Source organism: Microbacterium sp. MM2322 (assembly GCF_964186585.1).
Taxonomy (GTDB): domain Bacteria; phylum Actinomycetota; class Actinomycetes; order Actinomycetales; family Microbacteriaceae; genus Microbacterium.
Window position 1 is genome coordinate 1,252,761 of sequence record NZ_OZ075067.1, and the last position, 21,171, is coordinate 1,273,931.

Below are 21,171 nucleotides of genomic sequence, written 5' to 3' on the forward strand. Positions count from 1 at the left end.
TTCCGATGTTCTGACGGGTGCGGTCGTTGGTCGTGGCTACCGTGAGAGGGACATGAGCACGACGAATGCGACGCCCCTGCCAGACGCCACCCCTCGAATCCGGCGGCGGTGGGCTTCGTATCTCGCCGATGAACGGGCCGAAGCCCGGGTCTACCGCGAGCTCGCGGCGCGCCGATCCGGGGAGGAGCGTGAGATCCTCGAGGCGCTCGCCGAGGCCGAGGGCCGGCACGAGGCGCACTGGCTCGGCCTCCTCGGCGGCGAGCCCACGCGGTTGCCCCGAGCGTCGCTCCGGACCCGGATGCTCGCCGCCATGGCCCGCCGATTCGGCTCGATCTTCGTCCTGGCGCTCGCCCAGAATGCCGAGAACCGCTCGCCGTACGACGACGACCCGCACGCCACCGCGGCGATGCGCGCCGACGAGAAGATCCACGGCGAGGTCGTCCGCGGCCTCGCGGCGCGGGGACGGCTGCGTCTTTCGGGAACCTTCCGAGCCGCGGTGTTCGGGGCGAATGACGGACTCGTGTCGAACCTCGCCCTCGTCATGGGCATCGGGGCGACGGGAGTCGCGCCGCAGTTCGTCCTCTTCAGCGGCATTGCGGGCCTCCTCGCCGGTGCGCTGTCGATGGCGGCGGGGGAGTTCGTGTCGGTGCGCTCTCAGCGCGAGCTGATCGAGGCAACTCATCCGAACAACGACACCGACCACGTCCTGCCCGACCTCGACGTCGACGCGAACGAACTCGCCCTGGTCTACCGGACCCGCGGGTTGGACGAAGCGGCGGCTCTGGCGCGAGCGCGGAAGGTCATCGGGGCCGCGCAGGCGAGTGACCGGGCCACTCCCTACCGCCGTGCCGCGGAACCGCCCGCCGACCTGGAGTCCGTCGGCTCGGCCTTCGGGGCCGCGGCATCCAGTTTCGCGTTCTTCGCGTCGGGCGCCGTGATCCCCGTGCTGCCGTGGATCTTCGGGCTCTCGGGCGTCGCGGCCGTGGTCCTCGCCCTCGCCCTCGTGGGCCTCGCCCTGTTGCTCACCGGCGCGACGGTGGGGCTGCTGTCGGGTGCGCCGCCGCTTCGTCGCGGACTCCGTCAGCTGGCGATCGGATTCGGTGCGGCGGCGATCACCTACCTGCTGGGGCTTCTGTTCGGCGTATCCGCTGCGTAGGGGCGGTGATACCCCGCTCGATTATTCGGCGTGCACAGAACGTGCTACTGTCGATCCTCGGTTGCGAAACCGAAATCCCGGAGGAAACAACGGGAGAAAACTCTGCGCGGGTGGCGGAATAGGTAGACGCGCTAGCTTGAGGTGCTAGTGCCCGAATAGGGCGTGGGGGTTCAAGTCCCCCCTCGCGCACAGAGTGGAAATGGGTCCCGAAAGGGGCCCATTTCTCGTTTCCGGGCCGGCTCACGTCCCGCGGCTCTGGCCTTTGCCCACCGTGCGTCGGGCACGGCCGCGCGGGTAGCGTGGGCGCATGTCTGTTCACGACGATCTGCCCGAGGTCGCTCGCGTCGCCCGCGACCTGATCCGCTTCGACACGACCAACTACGGCGAGGGACGTGCGAACGGCGAGCGTGAGGCCGCCGAGTACGTGGGCGCGTACCTCGAGTCGATCGGGCTCACTCCGGAGTACTACGAGCCGGTGCCGCGCCGCACCAATGTGATGGCCAGGGTGCCCGGTCGCGACCCCGAGAAGCCCGCCCTCATCCTCCACGGGCACCTCGACGTCGTCCCCGCCGTGGCGGCGGACTGGAGCGTCGACCCCTTCGAGGGCGTCGTCAAGGACGGGATGCTGTGGGGTCGCGGTGCCGTCGACATGAAGGACATGAACGCCATGATCCTGACTTCGGTGGCGGAGCTGCTCCGGTCGGGCGAGCGACCCGAGCGCGACCTCATCCTCACGTTCTTCGCCGATGAGGAGAACGGCGGGGTCGAGGGCTCTCAGCTCGTCGTCCGTGACCGGGCCGAATGGTTCGCCGGCGCCACCGAAGCGATCAGTGAGGTCGGTGGCTACTCGATCGGAGTGGGGGATCAGCGGGCGTACCTGCTGCAGGTCGGCGAGAAGGCGCTCATCTGGATCCGCCTCCACGCGACAGGACAGGCCGGGCACGGCAGCCGCCACCACCCCGACAACGCCGTCACCCGCCTGGCCGAGGCGGTCGCCGCTCTCGGCCGCACCGGATGGCCGATCGAGCTCACCTCGACGACCCGTCAGCTCGTCGGCTCGCTCGCCGACCTGTCGGGCACCTTGGCCGACGATCCCGACGCGATCGCCGACACGGCGGGCGCGGCATCCGCCTTCCTCCGCTCCACCTTCCGGACGACTACCAACCCGACCGGTCTGACGGCGGGCTACAAGCACAACGTGATCCCGGATGCGGCAACCGCCGCGATCGACATCCGCACCCTCCCGGGGCACGAGGACGAGGTCCTCGCTCAGGTGCAGCGGATCGTCGGCGACGACATCCGCATCGAGGTCGTCCATCGCGACATCGGGCTCGAGGTGCCGTTCGCCGGAGACCTCGTCGACGCGATGGTCGCCGCGCTGGATCGCCACGATCCCGGAATCCCGGTCATCCCGTACCTTATGGGGGGAGGGACCGACAACAAGGCCCTCGCCGAGCTCGGCATCGCCGGGTTCGGGTTCGCGCCGTTGCGACTGCCCGCCGATCTCGACTTCACCGGGATGTTCCACGGTGTCGATGAGCGCGTCCCGATCGACGCCCTCGTGTTCGGGCAGCGCGTGCTCACCGATCTCATCCGCACGTACTGAAAGGCCCCCATGTCGATCCTCGACGCCATCATCCTGGGTATCGTCCAAGGCCTGACGGAGTTCCTCCCGATCTCGTCGAGCGCACATCTGCGCATCGTGGGAGAGTTCCTGCCCAACGCGCAGGACCCGGGCGCCACCTTCACCGCGATCACGCAGATCGGCACCGAGCTCGCTGTGCTGGTGTACTTCTGGACCCGCATCATGCGGATCATCGCGGCGTGGGCGAAGTCCCTCACCGGGCGGGTTCCGAGGAACGACCCGGACGCCCGCATGGGATGGATCGTCATCATCGGCACGATCCCGATCGGTGTGCTCGGCTTCCTCTTCCAGGACGTCATCCGCGACACGTTCCGCAACCTCTGGCTCGTCGCGATCGTCCTGATCGTGTTCGGCATCATCCTCGGCGTCGCGGACGCACTGGGAAAGCGTGTCCGCACCGAGAAGGACCTGACGATCGGCCACGGCCTCACCCTCGGCTTCGCACAGGCCCTCGCACTGATCCCGGGTGTCTCGCGGTCGGGTGCTACGACGACCGCCGGCCTGGCGATGGGCTACACCCGCCCGGCTGCCGCCGAGGTCGCGTTCCTCCTCGCGGTCCCGGCCGTGTTCGGCAGCGGGCTCTACGAGTTGGTCCAGGCGATCCGCGAACCCGGGCAGTCGCCCTTCACCCTGGGCGAGACCGCCATCGCGACGGTCGTCTCGTTCGGCGTCGGTCTCGCCGTGATCGCCTATCTGATGCGGTATCTGAAGCGCGGCAGCTTCCTGCCGTTCGTCCTCTACCGCGTGGTGCTCGGCGTCGTTCTGCTCATCCTGCTCGCCGCGGGAGTGCTGCAGGCCTACTGAGCCTCGCGGGCGTCAGCGGCGGGGATCGTCTTTCGGTCCTCGCGGTCCGTCGCCGCGGCGGCGGAGGTACCGCTCGAACTCCTGGGCGATGGCATCACCGGACGCTTCGGGCGAGTCCCATGCGTCGCGCGCGGTCTCGAGTTGATGGATGTACTCCGTCATCTCCTCGTCGTCGGCGGCGGCGGCATCCACGGATGCCTCCCACGCCAGCGCCTCCGCGGGCAGAACGCCGCGGGGGATCGAGGCTCCGGTGATCTCACCGAGCTTGTCGAGGAGCGCCAGCGTCGCCTTGGGCGACGGCGTGTGACCGGCGACGTAGTGGGGGATGCTCGCCCACAGGCCGGCGGTCGGGATGCCGGCGGCCTCGCCGGCCGCGGCGAGCGTCGAGAGGATGCCGACGGGACCCTCGTACGTCGATCGCTCGAGCCCGAGCGCACCACGGAGCTCCTCGTTCTCCGATCCGGCGAACACCGAGATCGGGCGGGTGTGGGGGACATCGCTCATCATCGATCCGAGCGCCACGATGCCGGTGATGTCTTCGCGAAGGGCGGCGTCGATGAACTCGGCCGAGAACGCCTGCCAGGCGCGCGCCGGCTCCGTGCCGGTGAGAAGCCAGAGGTCGGGACCGTCCTCACGGGGAGCCGCCGGCCGCCACAGCGTCGCGTCCGGCCAGACGAGTCGACGTGAACCGTCGGCATCCATCTGCATCTGCGGGCGCGTGTACTGGTAGTCGAAGTACAGCTCCGGATCGACGGCCAACACCTTCTCGAACGTCCCCGCGGTCCGCAACTGCGAGGCCGCAGCGGTCGCCGCCTCGCCGGCATCGTTCCAGCCGTCGACGGCGATCACGAGCACTCGCTGTCCCAGTCCCTGCACGGAGGTCCTCTCTGTCGGTACCCCCACGATACGCCGGTGGCCCCCGGCGGTGCGGGAGCCACCGCGTAGCATTGAGCGGTGATCTCCCCCCTTCCTGCCGCGGTCCTCTGGGACATGGACGGCACCCTCGTCGACACCGAGCCCTACTGGATGGCCGCCGAGACCCCATTGGTCGAACGGTTCGGCGGTACCTGGACACACGAGGACGGACTGGGGATGGTGGGACTCGGGCTCGAGGACGCCGCCCGCATCCTGCAGGGCGCCGGTGTCCGCATGGAGGTCGATGAGATCGTCGCCGACCTGACGGCCCAGGTCATGCGCCAGCTGCACGAGGACGGGGTCCCATTCCGTCCGGGCGCGCGCGAGCTGCTCCGCGAGCTTCGGGATGCCGGGGTTCCGACCGCTCTCGTCACGATGTCCATGAGCCGCATGGCCAAGGTCGTGACCGAGCTCATCGACTTCGACGCGTTCGACCTCGTCATCGGCGGTGACGACGTCGCCCGGCCGAAGCCGCATCCGGATCCGTACCTCCAGGCGTGCGAGGCGCTCGGGGTGGACCCCGCCGACACCGTCGCGTTCGAGGACTCGATCACGGGCGCCCGTTCGGCGATCGCCGCGGGGGCGGTGACCGTCGGCATCCCGAACATGGTCTCCCTCGACGAGGTCGGTGCCCACGTTCTGTGGCCGACCCTCGAGGGGCGGACGGTCGCCGACGTGGCGGACGTCCTCGCGCAGGCACGCCAGGGGGTCCGCGCATGAGCGTCGACCTTCGTCCGAGCGGCCCGTTCCGCCTCGGCGACCGGGTGCAGCTCACCGGCCCGAAGGGACGGTTGCACACCGTCACGCTCCGAGAGGGCGGCGAACTCCACACGCATCACGGCGTGCTCCGCCACGAAGCGATCATCGGACAGCCCGACGGCTCGGTGGTCGTCAACAGCGGCGGTCACGAGTACCTCGCCCTCCGCCCACTGCTGCGCGACTTCGTCATGTCGATGCCTCGCGGCGCGGCGATCGTCTACCCGAAGGATGCCGCGCAGATCCTCGCCTCCGCGGACATCTTCCCCGGGGCCACCGTTGTCGAAGCCGGAGTCGGGTCGGGGGCGCTGTCGATGTGGCTGCTCCGGGCGATCGGCCCCGCGGGTCGCCTGGTGTCCTTCGAGCGTCGCGAGGAGTTCTCCGAGGTCGCTCAGGCCAACGTCGAGACGTTCCTCGGCCACTACCCCGAGTCGTGGCAGGTCGTCGTGGGCGACCTTGTCGAACAGCTCCCGCAGGTGACCGAACCCGGCAGCGTCGACCGCGTCGTGCTCGACATGCTCGCGCCGTGGGAGTGCATCGACGCCGTCGCCGAAGCCCTGACGCCCGGTGGCGTCGTGCTCTGCTACATCGCGACGGCCACCCAGCTGAGCCGCGTCGCCGAGTACATCCGGCACTCCGGATTGTTCACCGAGCCCGAGGCGACCGAGACGATGATCCGCGGCTGGCACGTCGAAGGCCTCGCCGTCCGCCCCGATCACCGCATGGTCGCCCACACCGGCTTCCTGCTGACCGCGCGTCGGCTCGCGCCCGGCTCGATGCCCCCTGACGTCCGCAAGCGTGCGCTCAAGAAGCCCTCGTACGCGGATGCGGATGTCGAGACGTGGACTCCCGGCGCGGTGGGCGATCGCGAGATCACCGACAAGAACCTCCGCAAGCGCGTGCGCGATGCGCAGCGCGCCGCGGAGGGTGCGCGGCAGGCTGCCGGGGATCGCTCCGACGAGACCGTAGACTGAACCAATGCGTCAGATCCCCGCTGCCGTGGCCGTTCTCGGCCTGACCGCCCTGGCCCTCGTCGGGTGCGCCCCGACCGGACCCGCCGACAGCGGTTGCGAGCGCGTCACCGACCACGCCTCCTCCCTCGACCTCGTCGACGTGACGGGTGCCGAGGGCTCCCCGACGGCGAAGACGACCGACCCGGTCTACGTGTCGCGGACGTCCTTCACCGACCTCGCGAAGGGCAAGGGCACCCCGATCACGACGAGCAAGCAGGATGTGCAGTTGAGCATCACCCTGCTCAACGGGGCGACGGGTCAGACGGTGCTGTCCGCGCCGACGCGACTCATCCAGCTGAGCGTCCTCGAGCAGTCGTTCCCGACGATCGAGAAGGCCCTCGACTGCGCCCGCCCCGGCGCGCGGGTCGTTGCGGGCATCCCGGCGAAGGACCTGGACCCCGCCCTCGTCGACCAGATCGGACTGTCGAAGAATCAAGCGGCTGTCGTCGTCATCGATGTGAACACGGTCTTCCTGCCGGCGGCGAACGGCGTGCCGCAGTACGTCGACGGCAGCAACATCCCGACCGTCGTCCTCGCACCCGATGGCACCCCGGGCATCGTCGTCCCCGACGCCGCCCCGCCGAAGGATCTGATCGTCAAGACCCTGAAGAAGGGTGACGGCGAGAAGATCACCGCAACGTCGACCCCTCGACTCGCGTACACCGGCGTGCTCTGGAACACCGGAGAGGTGTTCGATTCGACGTGGCAGAAGGGCTCTCCGGTGACCCTTGCGATGGACAAGGTCGTCAAGGGCTTCTCGGAGGCGCTCGAGGGCCAGACCGTCGGTTCGCAGGTGCTCGTCGTCATCCCGCCGAAGCTCGGATACGGTGACAAGGCGTCGGGGTCCGTCCCGGCCAAGTCGACGCTTGTGTTCGTCATCGACGTCCTCGGGATCGACACGAGCGAGGACGCCGGTACCACGACACAGTGAGTCCCCGCGGGGCCGCGCGGCGGTCTCGCACCTAGGATTGCGATGTGTCCACCGATCCGATCCGCAGCGCCCCCGAGGAACGGCTCGTCAACCTCGTCGTCGCACTGTTGGCGACCGAGCAGGGGCTGACGAAGGACACGATCCTCTCGTCCGTGTCCGGCTACCGCGAGCAGGGTGCCGCCGGTGCGTCGAAGGATGCGCTCGAGAAGATGTTCGAACGCGACAAGGACAGCCTTCGATCTCTCGGCGTCCCCATCGAGACGATCGGCGACTACGCCGACCCGGACGATCTGCGCGAAGCGCGGTATCGCGTTCCCACATCGGAGTACGCGCTCCCCGTCGACATCGACTTCACCCCTGCGGAGATCGCCGTGCTGAACCTCGCCAGCGGGGTCTGGGGCGAGAGTTCGATGTCGGCGTCGGCCCGCAGCGGTCTCCGCAAGATCAGTGCGCTCGGCATCGAGGTCGACGCGCCCATCATCGGATATGCCCCGCGGATCAGTCTCCGCGAACCCTCCTTCGCCCCGCTGCAGCGTGCGATCGAACAGGGCCGGGTCGTCGAGTTCGACTACATCAAGGGCGGGTCGGATGCCGCGCATCGCCGCCGCCTGCAGCCGTGGGCGCTCGTCGAGTACGAAGGACGTTGGCACGTCTACGGGTTCGATCTCCTGCAGGACGCCGAACGCACCTTCCTGCTCTCGCGGGTCTCATCCGACGTGGTCGTGACGCGTGCTTCCTTCGACCTGTCGCTGCGCGACGGCGCGGGAGACAAGGCGATCACCGGGTTGACCGCCCTCGCCGGGCGTCAGCGCGGTCGGCTGCAGGTCGAGCCCGGCACCGAGGCGGCGCTTCGTCTGCACCGTCGCGCGATCACGGCGGATGACACGGGATGCCTGGTGCCCTACGTCGACGCCCAGATCTTCGCCGATGAGCTGGCTTCCTACGGTCCCGAGGTCCGTGTCATCGAGCCCCCGGTCCTCGTCGATCTGGTGGTGACGCGTCTGCGCCGCGCGCGCGAGCTCCATGACGAGGTGGCATCGTGAGCGCGCAGCCGCTGGTCGCGACCGACCGAGCGTCGCTCATCCTTCAACTCGTGCCCTATCTGATCTCTAAGGGCGAGGTCACCGTTGCTGAGGCCGCGCGGGACTTCGACGTCGCGCCGGACGAGATGCGTTCGATGGTCGAGAAGCTGACGGTGATCGGGCTTCCCGGCGACGGCGGCTTCTGGCAGATGGCGAACGATCTCTTCGACATCGACTGGGATCTGCTCGACGAGCAGGACACGATCTCCATCACGAATGCCGTCGCGCTCGAGCGGACCCCGCGGCTCACCGCCCGCGAGGCGGCAGCCCTCCTCGCCGGCCTGCAGCTTGCGGCGAGCCTCCCCGGCGTCGGCGACAGCGGTGTGGTTCAGGGACTCCTCGCGAAGCTCGCCTCCGGTGCCTCCAGCGCCCCCGCCGAGGTGATCGTCGCGACCTCCGGCGTCGACGATGTGCGGACGACGGTCGCCGAGGCCGTGCAGCGAGGTGTTGCGGTGTCGTTCGAGTATCGGGCTCCCGATGCGCCGGTGACGACGCGCACCGTGGACCCGGTCAAGGTCCACATCGCCGACGGGCAGTGGTACCTCCAGGGGTGGTGCCATCTCCGTCAGGCCGTCCGGACGTTCCATCTCGACCGGGTGTCGGACGTCGTCCTGAGCGAGATCGCCAGCACCCACGGAGCCGACGCGCTGCCGGGCCTGTTCGAGCCGACCGAGACGGACGTCGTCGTCGAGCTCCGCTGCCGCAAGGACGTGGTTCCGCTGCTGGGAGAGTTCGCCGCGCGCGCGGTCGTCCATGGCAAGGGGGAGTACCGCACGGTGAAGCTCCGCGTCGGCGACGAGCGCAGTCTCAAACGACTTGCCGCGCGTCTCGGCGGAGACGTCGAGATCGTCACACCGCAGCCCGCTCGCGAGGCAGCGCGCGCGTGGGCCGAGGCGGGGCTCGCCCTGTACACCTGAGGGTCCCCGTCCACCTGGGGCGGTTAGACTGACGTGAAACCCCGACCCAAGGAGCTTTTCATGGGCTTGCAAGGATGGCACCTTCTCATCGTTCTGGCGGTGATCCTGCTTCTGTTCGGTGCAGCGAAGTTGCCCGCACTGGCGAAGAGCGTCGGTCAGTCCGCCCGCGTCTTCAAGGGTGAGATGAAAGCGATGAAGGAAGAGGACGGACCGGCCGAGACGCCGGCCCATCAGCAGCCGCAGGCTCCCACTTCCGTCACCGGTCTGACGCCCCCGCCGGCGCAGGGCTCATCGCAGGGCCCCACCAGCTCCAGCTGAATCGGTGACCACCACCGAACGGGACGCCGCGACAGGCGACGCCCCTCTCCGGGACAAGCGGATGTCGCTTGGCGACCATCTCCGTGAGTTCCGCAAGCGGCTCATCATCGCCGCGATCGCTCTGGTCGTGGGGATGGTCGTCTCCTTTGCGCTGGGAGATGCGATTATCTGGGCGATCACGGAGCCCATCCGCATCGTGGCCGAACGTCGAGGCGACGAGAACGCCGTCACCCTCATGTTCGCGACCGTCACGTCCGCCTTCGACTTGCGTGTCCGCATCGCCTTTGCGGTCGGCGTGTTGATCTCCGCTCCCGTGTGGCTCTGGCAGATCTGGGCGTTCCTCATGCCGGGGCTCACCCGCAAGGAGGTTCGCTACACGATCGGATTCGTCGCCGCGGCGGTCCCGCTGTTCTTCGCCGGGGCGTTCACCGGATGGCTCATCCTGCCGCACCTGGTCGAGCTGATGGCCGGCTTCACGCCCAACGGTGCGTCGAACTTCTACGACGCGAAGTACTACTACGACTTCGTCTTCAAACTCCTGATCGTCGTCGGCGTCTCCTACGTCACTCCCGTCTTCCTCGTGGCGTTGAACCTCGCGGGCGTCATGACCGGCCGGGAGATCATGAAGGGGTGGCGCGTGGCGATCGTGATCGCGACCGTGTTCGCGGGGGCCGCCACGCCGTCCGCGGACGTCGTCAGCATGCTCATCCTCGCCGGCATCCTCACCGTCCTCTTCTTCGCCGCGGCGGGCCTGTCGATGCTCTTCGACCGCCGCAAGACCAAGCGCGAAGCCGCGCTTCTCGGCCCGATCGCATGACGGACTTCGCCGCCCGTTACGCACGCGCACAGTCCGACCGCCGGCATCCGATCTCCGCCTCTTTCGCCGACCTGCAGCGGTTCGATCTCGATCCGTTCCAGGTCGAGGGGTGCAACGCCCTCGAGGACGGTCGGAGCGTTCTCGTCGCGGCGCCCACCGGCGCGGGCAAGACGATCGTCGGCGAGTTCGCGATCCACCTCGCGATGCGTGAGCCGGGTGACAAGGCGTTCTATACGACCCCCATGAAGGCCCTCTCGAACCAGAAGTTCCGGGAGTTGCAGGAGGTCTACGGCGAGGACGAGGTCGGTCTCCTCACCGGAGACACGAACATCAACGGAAATGCCCGGGTGGTCGTCATGACGACCGAAGTGCTCCGAAACATGCTCTACGCGGACTCGCCGGCCCTCCGCGGGCTCCGCTACGTCGTCATGGACGAGGTGCATTACCTCGCTGACCGGTTCCGCGGGCCCGTGTGGGAAGAGGTCATCCTTCACCTCCCGCCCGCCGTGCGGCTCGTGTCGCTGTCGGCGACGGTGTCGAACGCGGAGGAGTTCGGCGACTGGCTCGACACCGTCCGCGGCGACACCGCCGTCATCGTCTCCGAGACGCGACCCGTTCCGCTGGAACAGCACGTGCTCGTCCGGGGCGACCTGTTGCCCCTCTTCGATGATCGCGCCGGCGTCGCGACCGCGCAGGTGAATCAGGAACTGACCCGCATCCGCTCACCGAAGGGTGCGACGTACGAGAACAACCGGCGCGCGTCCGAGTATCGGTCCCGCAGCGACCGCGAAGGGCGCCGACCGCACCGCGGCGGCTCCCGTCCTGTGCGTCCGTCTACGGCGGCGCGCATCGAGCGCATGGACCGTCCCCAGGTCGTCGAACTCCTGGGCCGCTCCAACCTGCTGCCGGCGATCTTCTTCATCTTCAGCCGCGTGGGCTGCGAGGCCGCCGTCCAGCAGGTGCGCCGTTCGGGAGTGCGGCTGACCGACACCGCCGAGCGCGACGAGATCCGCGCGATCATCGACGAGCGGCTGCGTCCCCTTCAGGATGAGGACCTCAGCGTCCTCGGCTACTGGGAGTGGCGCGAGAACCTCGAGCGGGGAGTCGCCTCACACCACGCCGGAATGCTGCCGGCCTTCAAGGAGGTCGTCGAGGAGCTCTTCCGTCGCAAGCTCGTCAAGGTGGTCTTCGCCACCGAGACGCTTGCGCTCGGCATCAACATGCCCGCGCGAACGGTCGTCCTCGAGAAGCTCGAGAAGTTCAACGGCGAGGCACGCGTCGCGATCACGTCGGGGGAGTACACGCAGCTCACCGGTCGCGCCGGACGCCGAGGCATCGACGTCGAAGGGCACGCAGTGGTCCAGTGGACCGAGGCGCTCGACCCGCAGGCAGTCGCCGCGCTCGCCTCGCGCCGCACCTATCCGCTCAACTCCAGCTTCCGGCCGACGTACAACATGGCGGTCAACCTGATCGACCAGTTCGGTCGCGAGCGGGCCCGCGAGATCCTCGAGTCCTCGTTCGCCCAGTTCCAGGCGGACCGCGCCGTCGTGGGCCTCGCCCGTCAGGTGAAGGATGCCGAGGCATCCCTCGCGGGCTACGAGAAGTCGATGACGTGCGACCGGGGAGACTTCGCCGAGTACTCCGGCATCCGTCGTGACCTCAGCGATGCCGAGAAGCTGAACCGTGCCGATCGAACGGCGCCGGCGCGCATCCGGCAGCAGCGGCAGAACGAGATCCAGTCGCTGCGGCGGCGGATGCAGCGGCATCCCTGTCACAGCTGTCCGGACCGCGAGAACCACGCCCGGTGGGCGGAGCGGTACTGGAAGCTGCGGCGCCGTACCGATCGCACCCGCCGCGACATCGAGACCCGCACCGGCACCGTGGCGCGGATCTTCGACCGGATCATCGATGTTCTCGCCGAACTGAACTACGTCTCCTTCGACGATGGCGCCGCTTCCCTGACGGCGGCCGGGCGGACGATGCGTCGCATCTACGGCGAGCGGGACCTCCTCGTCGCGGAGTCGCTGCGCCGAGGGCTGTGGGCGAACCTCGACCCCGCCGGCCTCGCCGCCCTCGCGTGCTGCCTCGTGTACGAACCGCGCCGCGATGAGGCGGGGGAGTACCGCTTGCCCCGCGGGCCGTTCCGCGACGCCCTGACGAAGACGCAGGAGCTCTGGAGCCGCCTCGACGACCTCGAGCAGGAGCACCACCTGCCCGGCACGGAACCGCTCGCGACGGGTCTGGCCCAAGCGATGAATTCGTGGGCCCGAGGCGCGTCCCTCGACGTGGTGCTGTCGGAGGCCGACCTCGCCGCCGGCGATTTCGTGCGCTGGACGAAGCAGACGATCGATCTGCTCGACCAGCTCTCGATCGTGGCGGATGCCGACGTCGCGGTGACGGCGCGGAAGGCGCTGGATGCCGTCCGCCGGGGGATCGTCGCCTACAGCTCCGTGTGACGGCGAGGCGTCTCGTCGGTCGTGCGTGCGAGTTCCCGCTTCACCCCGGCGAGGACGAGGGCTCCGATACCGGCGATCGCACCCAGCCCGGCGATCCCGGCGCCCCAGACAACCTGGGCCGCGCGACGGGCTTCCTCGTCCCACGCGTCATCCCACCCGGGAGACGTATCCACGACACCCATCGACAACACGACGAGTCCGACGGTGAGCGCGAGCCCTGCCACCGCCGTGAGTGTGAGCAGTTCGGGCGACCCGCGGTAGGCGCTGATCCGGGCCGTTTCGTTCGTCATGGCGTGAGGCTATCGGAGGGTGTCACGACGTGGCGCGTCGCGCAGGGCTGCAGATGAACCGGTGACCCGACGAGGCGGTGTGTGGAGGGGATGACGGGAATCGAACCCGCGTAATCAGTTTGGAAGACTGAGGCTCTACCATTGAGCTACATCCCCGACGACGCTGTCATCAGCGCCTCGACGAGTGTACCGGACATGGTCGGCTAGACTTACCAACGGCCGTTTTTCGGCGCCCGCCAGCGTGCGCGCCCGGGGCGTAGCTCAGCTTGGTAGAGCGCCCGCTTTGGGAGCGGGAGGTCGCAGGTTCAAATCCTGTCGCCCCGACCAACGGCCCCACGAACCCAGATCACCGAACGGACGCGCACGTGCGCGGCCGGACAAGGAGAACGACAGGCATGGTCACCAGCACCGTCGAGCAGCTCACCCCGACCCGGGTGAAGCTCCACATCACGGTCACCCCGGACGAGCTCAAGCCGAGCATCGCCCACGCGTACGAGCACATCGCGCAGGACGTGCAGATTCCGGGCTTCCGCAAGGGCAAGGTCCCCGCGCCGATCATCGATCAGCGCATCGGCCGCGAGGCCGTCCTCGAGCACGCCGTGAGCGAAGGCCTCGACGTGTTCTACCGCGAGGCCGTGACGGCGAACGACGTGCGTATCGTCGGGCGTCCCGCCGCGGAGATCGTCGAGTGGCCGAGCACGAAGGACTTCTCCGGTGACCTCAAGGTCGAGGTCGAGGTGGATGTCCGCCCCGAGTTCGAGCTTCCTTCTTACGACGACATCACCATCGAGGTCGACGCCGTCGAGACCGATGAGGCCGCCGTCGACGCCGAGCTCGACAAGCTCCGGAGCCGTTTCGGCACGCTCGTGACGGTCGATCGTCCCGCCAAGGCCGGCGACTTCGTCGAGCTCGACCTCGTCGCCACGATCGACGGCGCCGAGATCGACCGTGCCGAGGGCGTGTCCTACGAGGTCGGCTCCGGTGAGCTCCTCGAGGGCATCGACGAGGCGGTCGACTCGCTCACCGCCGGTGAGGACACCACGTTCCGTTCGAAGCTCGTCGGCGGCGACCACGCCGGTGAAGAGGCCGAGGTCGCCGTGACCGTCAAGGCCGTCAAGGAGCGCGAGCTCCCCGAGGCCGACGACGACTTCGCGCAGGTCGCCTCCGAGTTCGACACCATCGGCGAGCTCCGCGAGAGCCTCGTCGAGCGCGTCTCCGAGCAGGCCGTGTTCACCCAGGGCTCCGCAGCGCGCGACAAGCTCGTCGACGCCCTCATCGAGAAGGCCGACATCCCCGTCCCCGCCAAGCTCGTCGAGGACGAGGTGCACACCCACCTCGAGGGCGAAGGCCGCCTCGAGGACGACGTTCACCGCGCCGAGGTCACCGAAGCGAGCGAGAAGCAGTTCCGCACGCAGATGATCCTCGACAAGATCGCCGAGAAGCACGAGGTCCAGGTCTCCCAGGAGGAGCTCACCCAGTACCTCATCCAGTCGTCGGCGCAGTACGGAATGTCCCCGCAGGACTTCGTCAACGCGCTTCAGGAGGGCAACCAGATCCCGATGATGGTCGGTGAAGTGGCCCGCAACAAGGCCCTCGCCGTCGCCCTCGGCAAGGTCAAGGTCGTCGACACCAACGGCAAGACGGTCGACCTGGCCGGCTTCGCCGCCGAGGACGACGAGGCAGCCGATGAGGTCGCCGAGGCCGCGGACGAGAAGCCCGCCGCCACGAAGACCCCCGCGAAGAAGGCTCCCGCCAAGAAGCCGGCTGCGAAGAAGGCGGATGCCGCCGACGACGCTGAGGCAACGGACGAGAAGCCCGCGGCCAAGAAGGCGCCGGCGCGCAAGCCCGCGGCCAAGAAGGCCGACGCGGACACCGCTGAGGAGCCCGCGAAGAAGGCCCCCGCCAAGCGTGCCCCCAAGAAGGCCGCCGACAGCGAGTGACCCTCGAAGAAGGGCGGCGGGTGCCTTCGGGCCCCGCCGCCCTTCTTCGTTTCCGGACGCGTGCCACGATGCTCGGGCGAAGGATGCCGCCGATGGTATGCCCACGGCGAACACGGGCGAGACGCTCGGAACGCGCCACTAGATTCGAAACACGAACACGAATCCAGGAGAGCATCCATGGCTGAACCCCTTATGGCGACCAGTGTCTTCGACCGGCTGCTGAAGGACCGAATCATCTGGCTCGGTTCCGAGGTGCGCGACGAGAACGCGAACGAGATCTGCGCCAAGATCCTGCTGCTCGCGGCCGAGGATTCCGAGAAGGACATCTACCTCTACATCAACTCGCCGGGTGGCTCGATCACCGCGGGTATGGCGATCTACGACACGATGCAGTTCGTCCCGAACGACATCGTCACGGTCGGCATCGGCATGGCCGCGTCGATGGGGCAGCTGCTGCTGACCAGCGGCACGAAGGGCAAGCGTTACATCACGCCCAACGCCCGTGTCCTGTTGCACCAGCCCCATGGTGGCTTCGGTGGCACCTCGAGCGACATCCAGACCCAGGCGCAGCTCATCGTCTCGATGAAGAACCGACTCGCGGAGATCACCTCGGCCCAGACCGGCAAGTCGGTCGAGCAGATCAACGCCGACGGTGACCGCGACCGCTGGTTCACCGCCGATGAGGCCCTCGAGTACGGCTTCGTCGACCACATCCGCGAGCACGCCGCCGACGTCACCGGTGGCGGCGGGACCGAGAACTGAGCGTCCGGAGGACAGACGAATGAACACCCCCACTTTCGGTCGCCCTCAGGGCGACATGATGCCCTCGAGCCGGTACATCCTGCCGCAGTTCGAAGAGCGCACCGCTTACGGCTACAAGCGCCAGGACCCGTACAACAAGCTGTTCGAAGACCGCGTGATCTTCCTCGGCGTGCAGGTCGACGATGCATCGGCCGATGACGTGATGGCACAGTTGCTGGTCCTCGAATCGATGGACCCCGACCGCGACATCATCATGTACATCAACTCGCCTGGTGGCTCCTTCACCGCCATGACCGCGATCTACGACACCATGCAGTACATCTCGCCCCAGGTGTCGACGGTCGTGCTCGGTCAGGCGGCTTCGGCGGCATCCGTTCTGCTCGCCGCAGGTGCTCCCGGCAAGCGTCTCGCACTGCCCAACGCCCGCATCCTGATGCACCAGCCCGCCGTCGGCGAGTCCGGACATGGGCAGGCGTCCGACATCGAGATCCAGGCGGCGGAGATCCTCCGCATGCGCAACTGGCTCGAGGAGACGATGGCGCACCACTCGAACCGGTCGGTCGAGCAGGTCAACAAGGACATCGACCGCGACAAGATCCTCTCCGCCCACGAGGCGCTGGAGTACGGTCTCGTCGACCAGGTCCTCACCTCGCGAAAGCGCACTCCGGCCGCCATCACGGCCTGATGCTCGAAGCCGATGCCCCGCCGATCCGTCGGCGGGGCATCGTCGTCCACACTCGCGTCGCAATCCACCCCGCGTCGAGATCTGCGATTAGGCTCGACTCCACCGTACGAATCCTGAGGGGGACACCATGGCACGCATCGGAGAAAGCGCTGACCTGTTCAAGTGTTCCTTCTGCGGCAAGAGCCAGAAGCAGGTTCAGCAGCTGATCGCCGGCCCCGGCGTCTACATCTGCGACGAATGCGTCGAACTCTGCAACGAGATCATCGAAGAGCGGATGGCCGAATCCGGTGATGGCGAGGTCAAGGACTTCGACCTCCCGAAGCCGCGCGAGATCTTCAGCTTCCTCGAGGAGTACGTCGTCGGTCAGGACCCTGCCAAGCGGGCCCTCGCCGTCGCTGTGTACAACCATTACAAGCGCGTACGCGCCCGCAGCACGATCCAGTCCGCAGAGCAGCGGGCGGATGAGATCGAGATCGCGAAGAGCAACATCCTGCTCCTCGGGCCGACCGGTTGCGGCAAGACCTACCTGGCGCAGACTCTCGCCAAGCGGCTGAACGTCCCCTTCGCGGTGGCGGATGCCACGGCTCTGACCGAGGCCGGCTACGTCGGTGAAGACGTCGAGAACATCCTCCTGAAGCTCCTTCAGGCCGCGGACTTCGACGTCAAGCGCGCGGAGACCGGCATCATCTACATCGACGAGGTCGACAAGATCGCCCGCAAGGCCGAGAACCCCTCGATCACCCGCGACGTCTCGGGTGAGGGCGTGCAGCAGGCGCTCCTGAAGATCCTCGAGGGCACCGTTGCTTCCGTGCCGCCGCAGGGCGGGCGCAAGCACCCGCACCAGGAGTTCATCCAGATCGACACGACGAACGTTCTGTTCATCGTCGCCGGTGCGTTCGCCGGCCTCGAGGACATCATCTCGTCCCGCGTCGGCAAGCACGGCGTCGGCTTCGGCGCCCCGCTGCAGGACAAAGAGCAAGAACTCGACGTCTTCCGTGACGTTCTTCCGGAAGACCTCCACAAGTTCGGCCTGATCCCCGAGTTCATCGGCCGCCTGCCCGTCGTGACGACTGTGTCACCGCTCGACCAGACCGCGCTCATCGAGATCCTCACGGGTCCGAAGAACGCCTTCGTGAAGCAGTACCAGCGCATGTTCGAGCTGGACGGTGTCGAACTCGAGTTCGAGGAAGATGCACTTCGCTCGATCGCCGACCTCGCTGTTGCGCGCAAGACCGGCGCGCGTGGTCTCCGCGCGATCCTCGAGGACGTCCTCGGCCCGATCATGTTCGAGATCCCCTCGGCGGAAGACGTCGACAAGGTCATCGTGACGCGTGCGGCCGTCGACGAGGGTGCGCCTCCGACGCTGGTTCTGCGGCAGAAGCGCAAGAGCGCCTGACGCCCATTCACGAAACGAAGGGCGCCGCCTCCGGAGGGAAACGGCGCCCTTCGTTTCGTGGCGTCAGCCGGTGAGACCGCGTCGCTCGAGGAGCGGCTCGATGCGCGCATCGCGGCCACGGAAGTCGCGGTAGGCCTCGAGCGGGTCCTTCGACCCGCCGACGCCCAGAAGGCGCTGCCGGAATCGATCTCCGTTCTCTCGGGTCAGGCCGCCGTTCTCGCGGAACCATTCGACGGTGTCGGCGTCGAGGACCTCGCTCCAGATGTAGGAGTAGTACCCGGCGCTGTACCCGCCCGAGAAGATGTGGGCGAAGTACGTCGATGAGTAGCGCGTCGGCACCGCCGGGTTGTCGAGGCCGATGTCGGAGAGCGCGGTCGCCTCGAAGGCGTCGACATCGATCCCGCCGGCCGTGTCCTCCGAGTCGAGGCTGTGCCACGCCTGGTCGATCCAGGATGCAGCGAGGTATTCGCTGGTGGCGAAGCCCTGGTTGAAGGCCTCCGACTCGCGGAGCTTCTCGACCACCTCGGCGGGGAGCGGCTCGTCGGTGTCGATGTGGCGGGCGTATGCCGCGAGCACTTCGGGCCAGAAGATCCACATTTCGTTGACCTGGCTCGGAAACTCCACGAAGTCGCGGAAGACCGATGTGCCGGCGAAGTGCGGGTAGGTGACCGTGGCGAACAGCCCATGCAGCGCGTGGCCGAACTCGTGGAAGAGCGTCGTCACCTCGTCCAGGGTCAGAAGCGTCGGGCTGCCGGGGGCGGGCTGCGGAACGTTGAGGTTGTTGACGACGATGGGTGCCGTGCCGCGGAGGGTGGACTGCGACACGATCGAGTTCATCCACGCGCCGCCCCGCTTGGAGTCGCGGGTGTAGAGGTCGAGGATGTAGAGCCCGAGGTGCGAGCCGTCTTCGTTCCGGACCTCGAAGACGCGAGCACCGGGGTGGTAGGCGGGCAGATCGGCGCGCTCGGTGAACGTGATCCCGTAGAGATCGGTGGCGGCCCGGAACACACCGTCGATCAGGACGCGCTCCGCCTCGAACCAGGGGCGCAGTGCCGTGCGGTCGAGGTCGTAGCGGGCCGCCCGCACGCGCTCCGTGTAGAACGCCCAGTCGTGCGCCTCGAGGGTGAACGCGGCGTCGTCGGCGTCGATGATCTCCTGCAGTGCGGCTTGCTCCTGGCGTGCATTCGCCGCTGCGGGGACGGCAAGGCGACGGAGGAGCGCCTGCACAGCCTCCGGGGATCCCGCCGTCTCGTCGGCCGTGACGTACGCCGCGTGCGAGTCGTAGCCGAGAACGCGCGCCCGCTCGGACCGGAGCCGGACGATCTCGGTGAGGACTTCGCGGTTGTCGTTGTCGTTGCCGCGGCGGCCGCGCGAACGGGATGCTGTCATGAGGCGTTCGCGGCTCGTCCGAGACGTGAGCGACGACAGGTACGGGTGTCCCGTGAAGAGGGTCAGCGTAACGACGTACTTCCCGTCGAGGCCACGATCCGACGCGTTGCGGGCAGCCGCGGAGAGCTCGCCTTCGGTGAGCCCGTCGAGCTCGGCGGCGTCGTCGAAGACGACGGCGAGGTCGTTCGTGTCGGCCAGCAGGTTCTTCTCGAACGTCGTCGTGAGCATCGACAGCTGCTGGTTGAGTTCGGTGAGGACGGTTTTGTCGGAGTCGTCGAGTCCGGCACCGGCGTTGGTCATCTCCCGGTAGGTGCGCTCGACGAGGTAGCGGTCTTCGCCTTCGAGTCCGAGTTCGCCGAGGCGGGCGAAGACGTCTGCGACGCGGGTGTAGAGGCGCGAATCGAGTGTCACGGCGTCGTGGTGTGCGGCCATGAGGGGTGCGAGCTTCTCGTCGATCTCCTGGATCGCGGCCGTCGCATCGGCGGAGCTCACCGTGTAGAAGGTGCGTGCGATGCGTCCCAGAGCCTCCCCGGAGCGTTCGAGGGCCACGAGCGTGTTCTCGAACGTCGGGGCCGCTGTCTCGGTCGCGATCTGCTCGATCTCCGCCCGATGCTCGGCGAACGCCTGCTCGAACGCCGGCAGGTAATGCTCCGGCCGGATGCTCGGGTAGTCGGGTAGGTCGAACGGGAGGGGGGTAGGGGAGAGGAGCGGGTTCAGAGCGGCATCCGTCATCGTCCCAGCGTACGTCGCCCGCGAATCGGTCAGCGCGCGATCACAAATGCAAAGGAAACCTTGCAAAGAAGTAGTTGCAAAGGTATCTTTGGAGTATGACCGAACTTCCGGAGCGGCGCGAGGACCGCAAGATGGATGCCGGCGCACTCCGCGCCCTGGCGCATCCGCTGCGCGTGCAACTCTTCGACATCCTGTCGCAGTACGGGCCGCAGACGGCGAGCTCACTCGCGGAGCGGACCGGGGAGTCCTCCGGCTCGACCAGCTACCACCTGCGCGCCCTGGCGAAGCAGGAGTTGATCCGAGAGATCCCCGGGCGCGGCTCGGCGCGTGAGCGCTGGTGGGAGCGCGCCGACCGGGCTGTCTCGTTCGACAGCCCTGAGGCGCTGGCGACACCATCGGGCAAAGCCGCGACGCAGCTGATCATGAACGAGTTCCTCGGCCGCCGGCAGCAGCAGCTCATGCGCCACGTGAGTGAGCAGATTGCTGCGGCCGACCACGCCGACGACGGCACGTCCTCGATCACGACCGCCCACATCCACCTCACGCCCGACCAGGCGAAGGACTTGATCGGACGCCTGTCCGTCATCGTCGACGAGGTCGTCGCCGGCGCGCGTGGTCACGAGCAAGAACCCGATCGATCGCCGTTCACCGTGAGGGTGGACGTATTCGCACTACCCGAGGACGGAGACGCACGATGACCACCATCACGATCCCCACGCTGGACGTCAGCGCACGCCCGACCCGCCTGGAGGTTGCTCTGTGGGCTGCCGCCGCATTCGTCCAGCATGCCGTCGCAGCCAGGGTGCTCCGTCGTGCCGGGCGCTCGATCGTCCGCTCAGCGGCGACCGCGCACGCCGACGCGACACGCGCGCACGTGCTGGCTCACCTGGCGAGTCACCCCGGGTTCTGAGTCCGACTCAGGACATCCCGTCGTCGTCCAAGTGTCCGACGACGACCTCTCCGTCACGGTCGACCCGGACGACGACGCCGGTGTCGAGTTCGGCGACGGGGCGTCCCTCGAGCCAGGTCAACGTCCAGCGCGGACGGGGCTGACCGAGAGGATCCTGATCGATCGATGCGTCGACCGCCGCGATCTGTTCGCGGAGGATCTCCGGCACAGCAGCCGGCGGCTGATCTCCGCTGGTCCATCGTGTTCCGAGCTGCATG

General features: G+C 68.0%; 21 protein-coding genes and 3 tRNA genes. 19 read left to right on the forward strand and 5 right to left on the reverse strand.

Annotation, left to right across the window (positions count from 1 at the left end; translation table 11 throughout):
- Positions 1–52: 52 nt before the first annotated feature.
- The 4 genes from ABQ271_RS06085 (at position 53) to ABQ271_RS06100 (ending at position 3,605) form a co-directional block, all read left to right on the forward strand.
- Complete coding sequence (locus ABQ271_RS06085) at positions 53–1,156, forward strand: VIT1/CCC1 family protein (RefSeq protein ID WP_349310595.1); 1,104 nt, start codon at positions 53–55, stop codon at positions 1,154–1,156.
- A 104-nt stretch (positions 1,157–1,260) separates the two neighbouring features.
- Positions 1,261–1,345: transfer RNA gene (locus ABQ271_RS06090), tRNA-Leu, on the forward strand.
- Positions 1,346–1,463: 118 nt separating this feature from the next.
- Positions 1,464–2,762: a M20/M25/M40 family metallo-hydrolase gene (locus ABQ271_RS06095; protein ID WP_349310596.1), complete on the forward strand. Its 1,299-nt coding sequence runs from the start codon at positions 1,464–1,466 to the stop codon at positions 2,760–2,762.
- A 9-nt stretch (positions 2,763–2,771) separates the two neighbouring features.
- Complete coding sequence (locus ABQ271_RS06100) at positions 2,772–3,605, forward strand: undecaprenyl-diphosphate phosphatase (RefSeq protein ID WP_349310597.1); 834 nt, start codon at positions 2,772–2,774, stop codon at positions 3,603–3,605.
- A gap of 12 nt (positions 3,606–3,617) precedes the next feature.
- Here ABQ271_RS06100 and ABQ271_RS06105 read toward each other — a convergent pair whose 3' ends face one another.
- Positions 3,618–4,481 carry a PAC2 family protein gene (locus ABQ271_RS06105; protein ID WP_349310598.1) on the reverse strand — a complete coding sequence of 288 codons (864 nt, stop codon included), beginning with the start codon at positions 4,479–4,481 and terminating at the stop codon, positions 3,618–3,620.
- A 78-nt stretch (positions 4,482–4,559) separates the two neighbouring features.
- On the opposite strand from ABQ271_RS06105, the gene ABQ271_RS06110 reads away from it, so the two are divergent.
- The 8 genes from ABQ271_RS06110 (at position 4,560) to ABQ271_RS06145 (ending at position 12,810) form a co-directional block, all read left to right on the forward strand.
- Positions 4,560–5,240, forward strand: coding sequence for an HAD family phosphatase (locus tag ABQ271_RS06110; RefSeq protein WP_349310599.1), 681 nt, complete (start codon positions 4,560–4,562; stop codon positions 5,238–5,240).
- Positions 5,237–6,250, forward strand: a complete 1,014-nt coding sequence (locus ABQ271_RS06115; RefSeq protein WP_349310600.1) for a tRNA (adenine-N1)-methyltransferase — start codon at positions 5,237–5,239, stop codon at positions 6,248–6,250. The genes ABQ271_RS06110 and ABQ271_RS06115 overlap by 4 nt, the downstream gene beginning before the upstream one ends.
- A gap of 4 nt (positions 6,251–6,254) precedes the next feature.
- Positions 6,255–7,220, forward strand: a complete 966-nt coding sequence (locus ABQ271_RS06120) for an FKBP-type peptidyl-prolyl cis-trans isomerase (protein ID WP_349310601.1) — start codon at positions 6,255–6,257, stop codon at positions 7,218–7,220.
- A 44-nt stretch (positions 7,221–7,264) separates the two neighbouring features.
- Positions 7,265–8,263 carry a WYL domain-containing protein gene (locus ABQ271_RS06125; RefSeq protein ID WP_349310602.1) on the forward strand — a complete coding sequence of 333 codons (999 nt, stop codon included), beginning with the start codon at positions 7,265–7,267 and terminating at the stop codon, positions 8,261–8,263.
- Complete coding sequence (locus tag ABQ271_RS06130) at positions 8,260–9,219, forward strand: WYL domain-containing protein (RefSeq protein ID WP_349310603.1); 960 nt, start codon at positions 8,260–8,262, stop codon at positions 9,217–9,219. Before ABQ271_RS06125 ends, ABQ271_RS06130 begins: the two co-directional genes overlap by 4 nt.
- 60 nt (positions 9,220–9,279) lie before the next feature.
- Positions 9,280–9,537: a Sec-independent protein translocase subunit TatA gene (gene tatA / locus ABQ271_RS06135; RefSeq protein ID WP_060916272.1), complete on the forward strand. Its 258-nt coding sequence runs from the start codon at positions 9,280–9,282 to the stop codon at positions 9,535–9,537.
- A gap of 61 nt (positions 9,538–9,598) precedes the next feature.
- Complete coding sequence (gene tatC / locus ABQ271_RS06140; RefSeq protein ID WP_349310863.1) at positions 9,599–10,354, forward strand: twin-arginine translocase subunit TatC; 756 nt, start codon at positions 9,599–9,601, stop codon at positions 10,352–10,354.
- On the forward strand, positions 10,351–12,810 hold the full coding sequence (locus ABQ271_RS06145; RefSeq protein WP_349310604.1) for a DEAD/DEAH box helicase: 2,460 nt from the start codon (positions 10,351–10,353) through the stop codon (positions 12,808–12,810). Before tatC ends, ABQ271_RS06145 begins: the two co-directional genes overlap by 4 nt.
- Here the strand turns inward: ABQ271_RS06145 and ABQ271_RS06150 are convergent.
- Together ABQ271_RS06150 and ABQ271_RS06155 are read right to left on the reverse strand one after the other, a co-directional pair.
- Entirely contained in the window at positions 12,795–13,100 is a 306-nt protein-coding gene (locus ABQ271_RS06150) for a hypothetical protein (RefSeq protein WP_349310605.1), read from the reverse strand. The genes ABQ271_RS06145 and ABQ271_RS06150 overlap by 16 nt on opposite strands.
- 82 nt (positions 13,101–13,182) lie before the next feature.
- Positions 13,183–13,256: transfer RNA gene (locus ABQ271_RS06155), tRNA-Gly, on the reverse strand.
- A 94-nt stretch (positions 13,257–13,350) separates the two neighbouring features.
- Here ABQ271_RS06155 and ABQ271_RS06160 point away from each other — a divergent pair.
- The 5 genes from ABQ271_RS06160 (at position 13,351) to clpX (ending at position 17,883) form a co-directional block, all read left to right on the forward strand.
- Positions 13,351–13,427: transfer RNA gene (locus ABQ271_RS06160), tRNA-Pro, on the forward strand.
- Between the two features lie 68 nt (positions 13,428–13,495).
- Positions 13,496–15,040 carry a trigger factor gene (tig, locus tag ABQ271_RS06165; protein ID WP_349310606.1) on the forward strand — a complete coding sequence of 515 codons (1,545 nt, stop codon included), beginning with the start codon at positions 13,496–13,498 and terminating at the stop codon, positions 15,038–15,040.
- 60 nt (positions 15,041–15,100) lie between these two features.
- Positions 15,101–15,802: an ATP-dependent Clp protease proteolytic subunit gene (locus ABQ271_RS06170; protein WP_349310607.1), complete on the forward strand. Its 702-nt coding sequence runs from the start codon at positions 15,101–15,103 to the stop codon at positions 15,800–15,802.
- A 19-nt stretch (positions 15,803–15,821) separates the two neighbouring features.
- Entirely contained in the window at positions 15,822–16,487 is a 666-nt protein-coding gene (locus ABQ271_RS06175) for an ATP-dependent Clp protease proteolytic subunit (protein WP_349310608.1), read from the forward strand.
- 127 nt (positions 16,488–16,614) lie between these two features.
- The gene (gene clpX, locus ABQ271_RS06180) at positions 16,615–17,883 is read left to right on the forward strand and encodes an ATP-dependent Clp protease ATP-binding subunit ClpX (protein WP_036308694.1); all 1,269 of its coding nucleotides are present in this window, start codon (positions 16,615–16,617) and stop codon (positions 17,881–17,883) included.
- A gap of 63 nt (positions 17,884–17,946) precedes the next feature.
- On the opposite strand, the gene ABQ271_RS06185 is transcribed toward clpX, so the two are convergent.
- Positions 17,947–20,004 carry a M3 family metallopeptidase gene (locus ABQ271_RS06185; RefSeq protein ID WP_349310609.1) on the reverse strand — a complete coding sequence of 686 codons (2,058 nt, stop codon included), beginning with the start codon at positions 20,002–20,004 and terminating at the stop codon, positions 17,947–17,949.
- Between the two features lie 95 nt (positions 20,005–20,099).
- Here ABQ271_RS06185 and ABQ271_RS06190 point away from each other — a divergent pair, with 95 nt between their 5' ends.
- Together ABQ271_RS06190 and ABQ271_RS06195 are read left to right on the forward strand one after the other, a co-directional pair.
- A complete protein-coding gene (locus ABQ271_RS06190) occupies positions 20,100–20,702 on the forward strand; it encodes a helix-turn-helix transcriptional regulator (protein WP_036308697.1) in 603 nt (200 codons plus the stop codon).
- On the forward strand, positions 20,699–20,914 hold the full coding sequence (locus ABQ271_RS06195; RefSeq protein ID WP_036308699.1) for a hypothetical protein: 216 nt from the start codon (positions 20,699–20,701) through the stop codon (positions 20,912–20,914). The genes ABQ271_RS06190 and ABQ271_RS06195 overlap by 4 nt, the downstream gene beginning before the upstream one ends.
- A gap of 7 nt (positions 20,915–20,921) precedes the next feature.
- Here ABQ271_RS06195 and ABQ271_RS06200 read toward each other — a convergent pair whose 3' ends face one another.
- Entirely contained in the window at positions 20,922–21,170 is a 249-nt protein-coding gene (locus tag ABQ271_RS06200) for a hypothetical protein (protein ID WP_349310610.1), read from the reverse strand.
- Position 21,171: the final 1 nt, after the last annotated feature.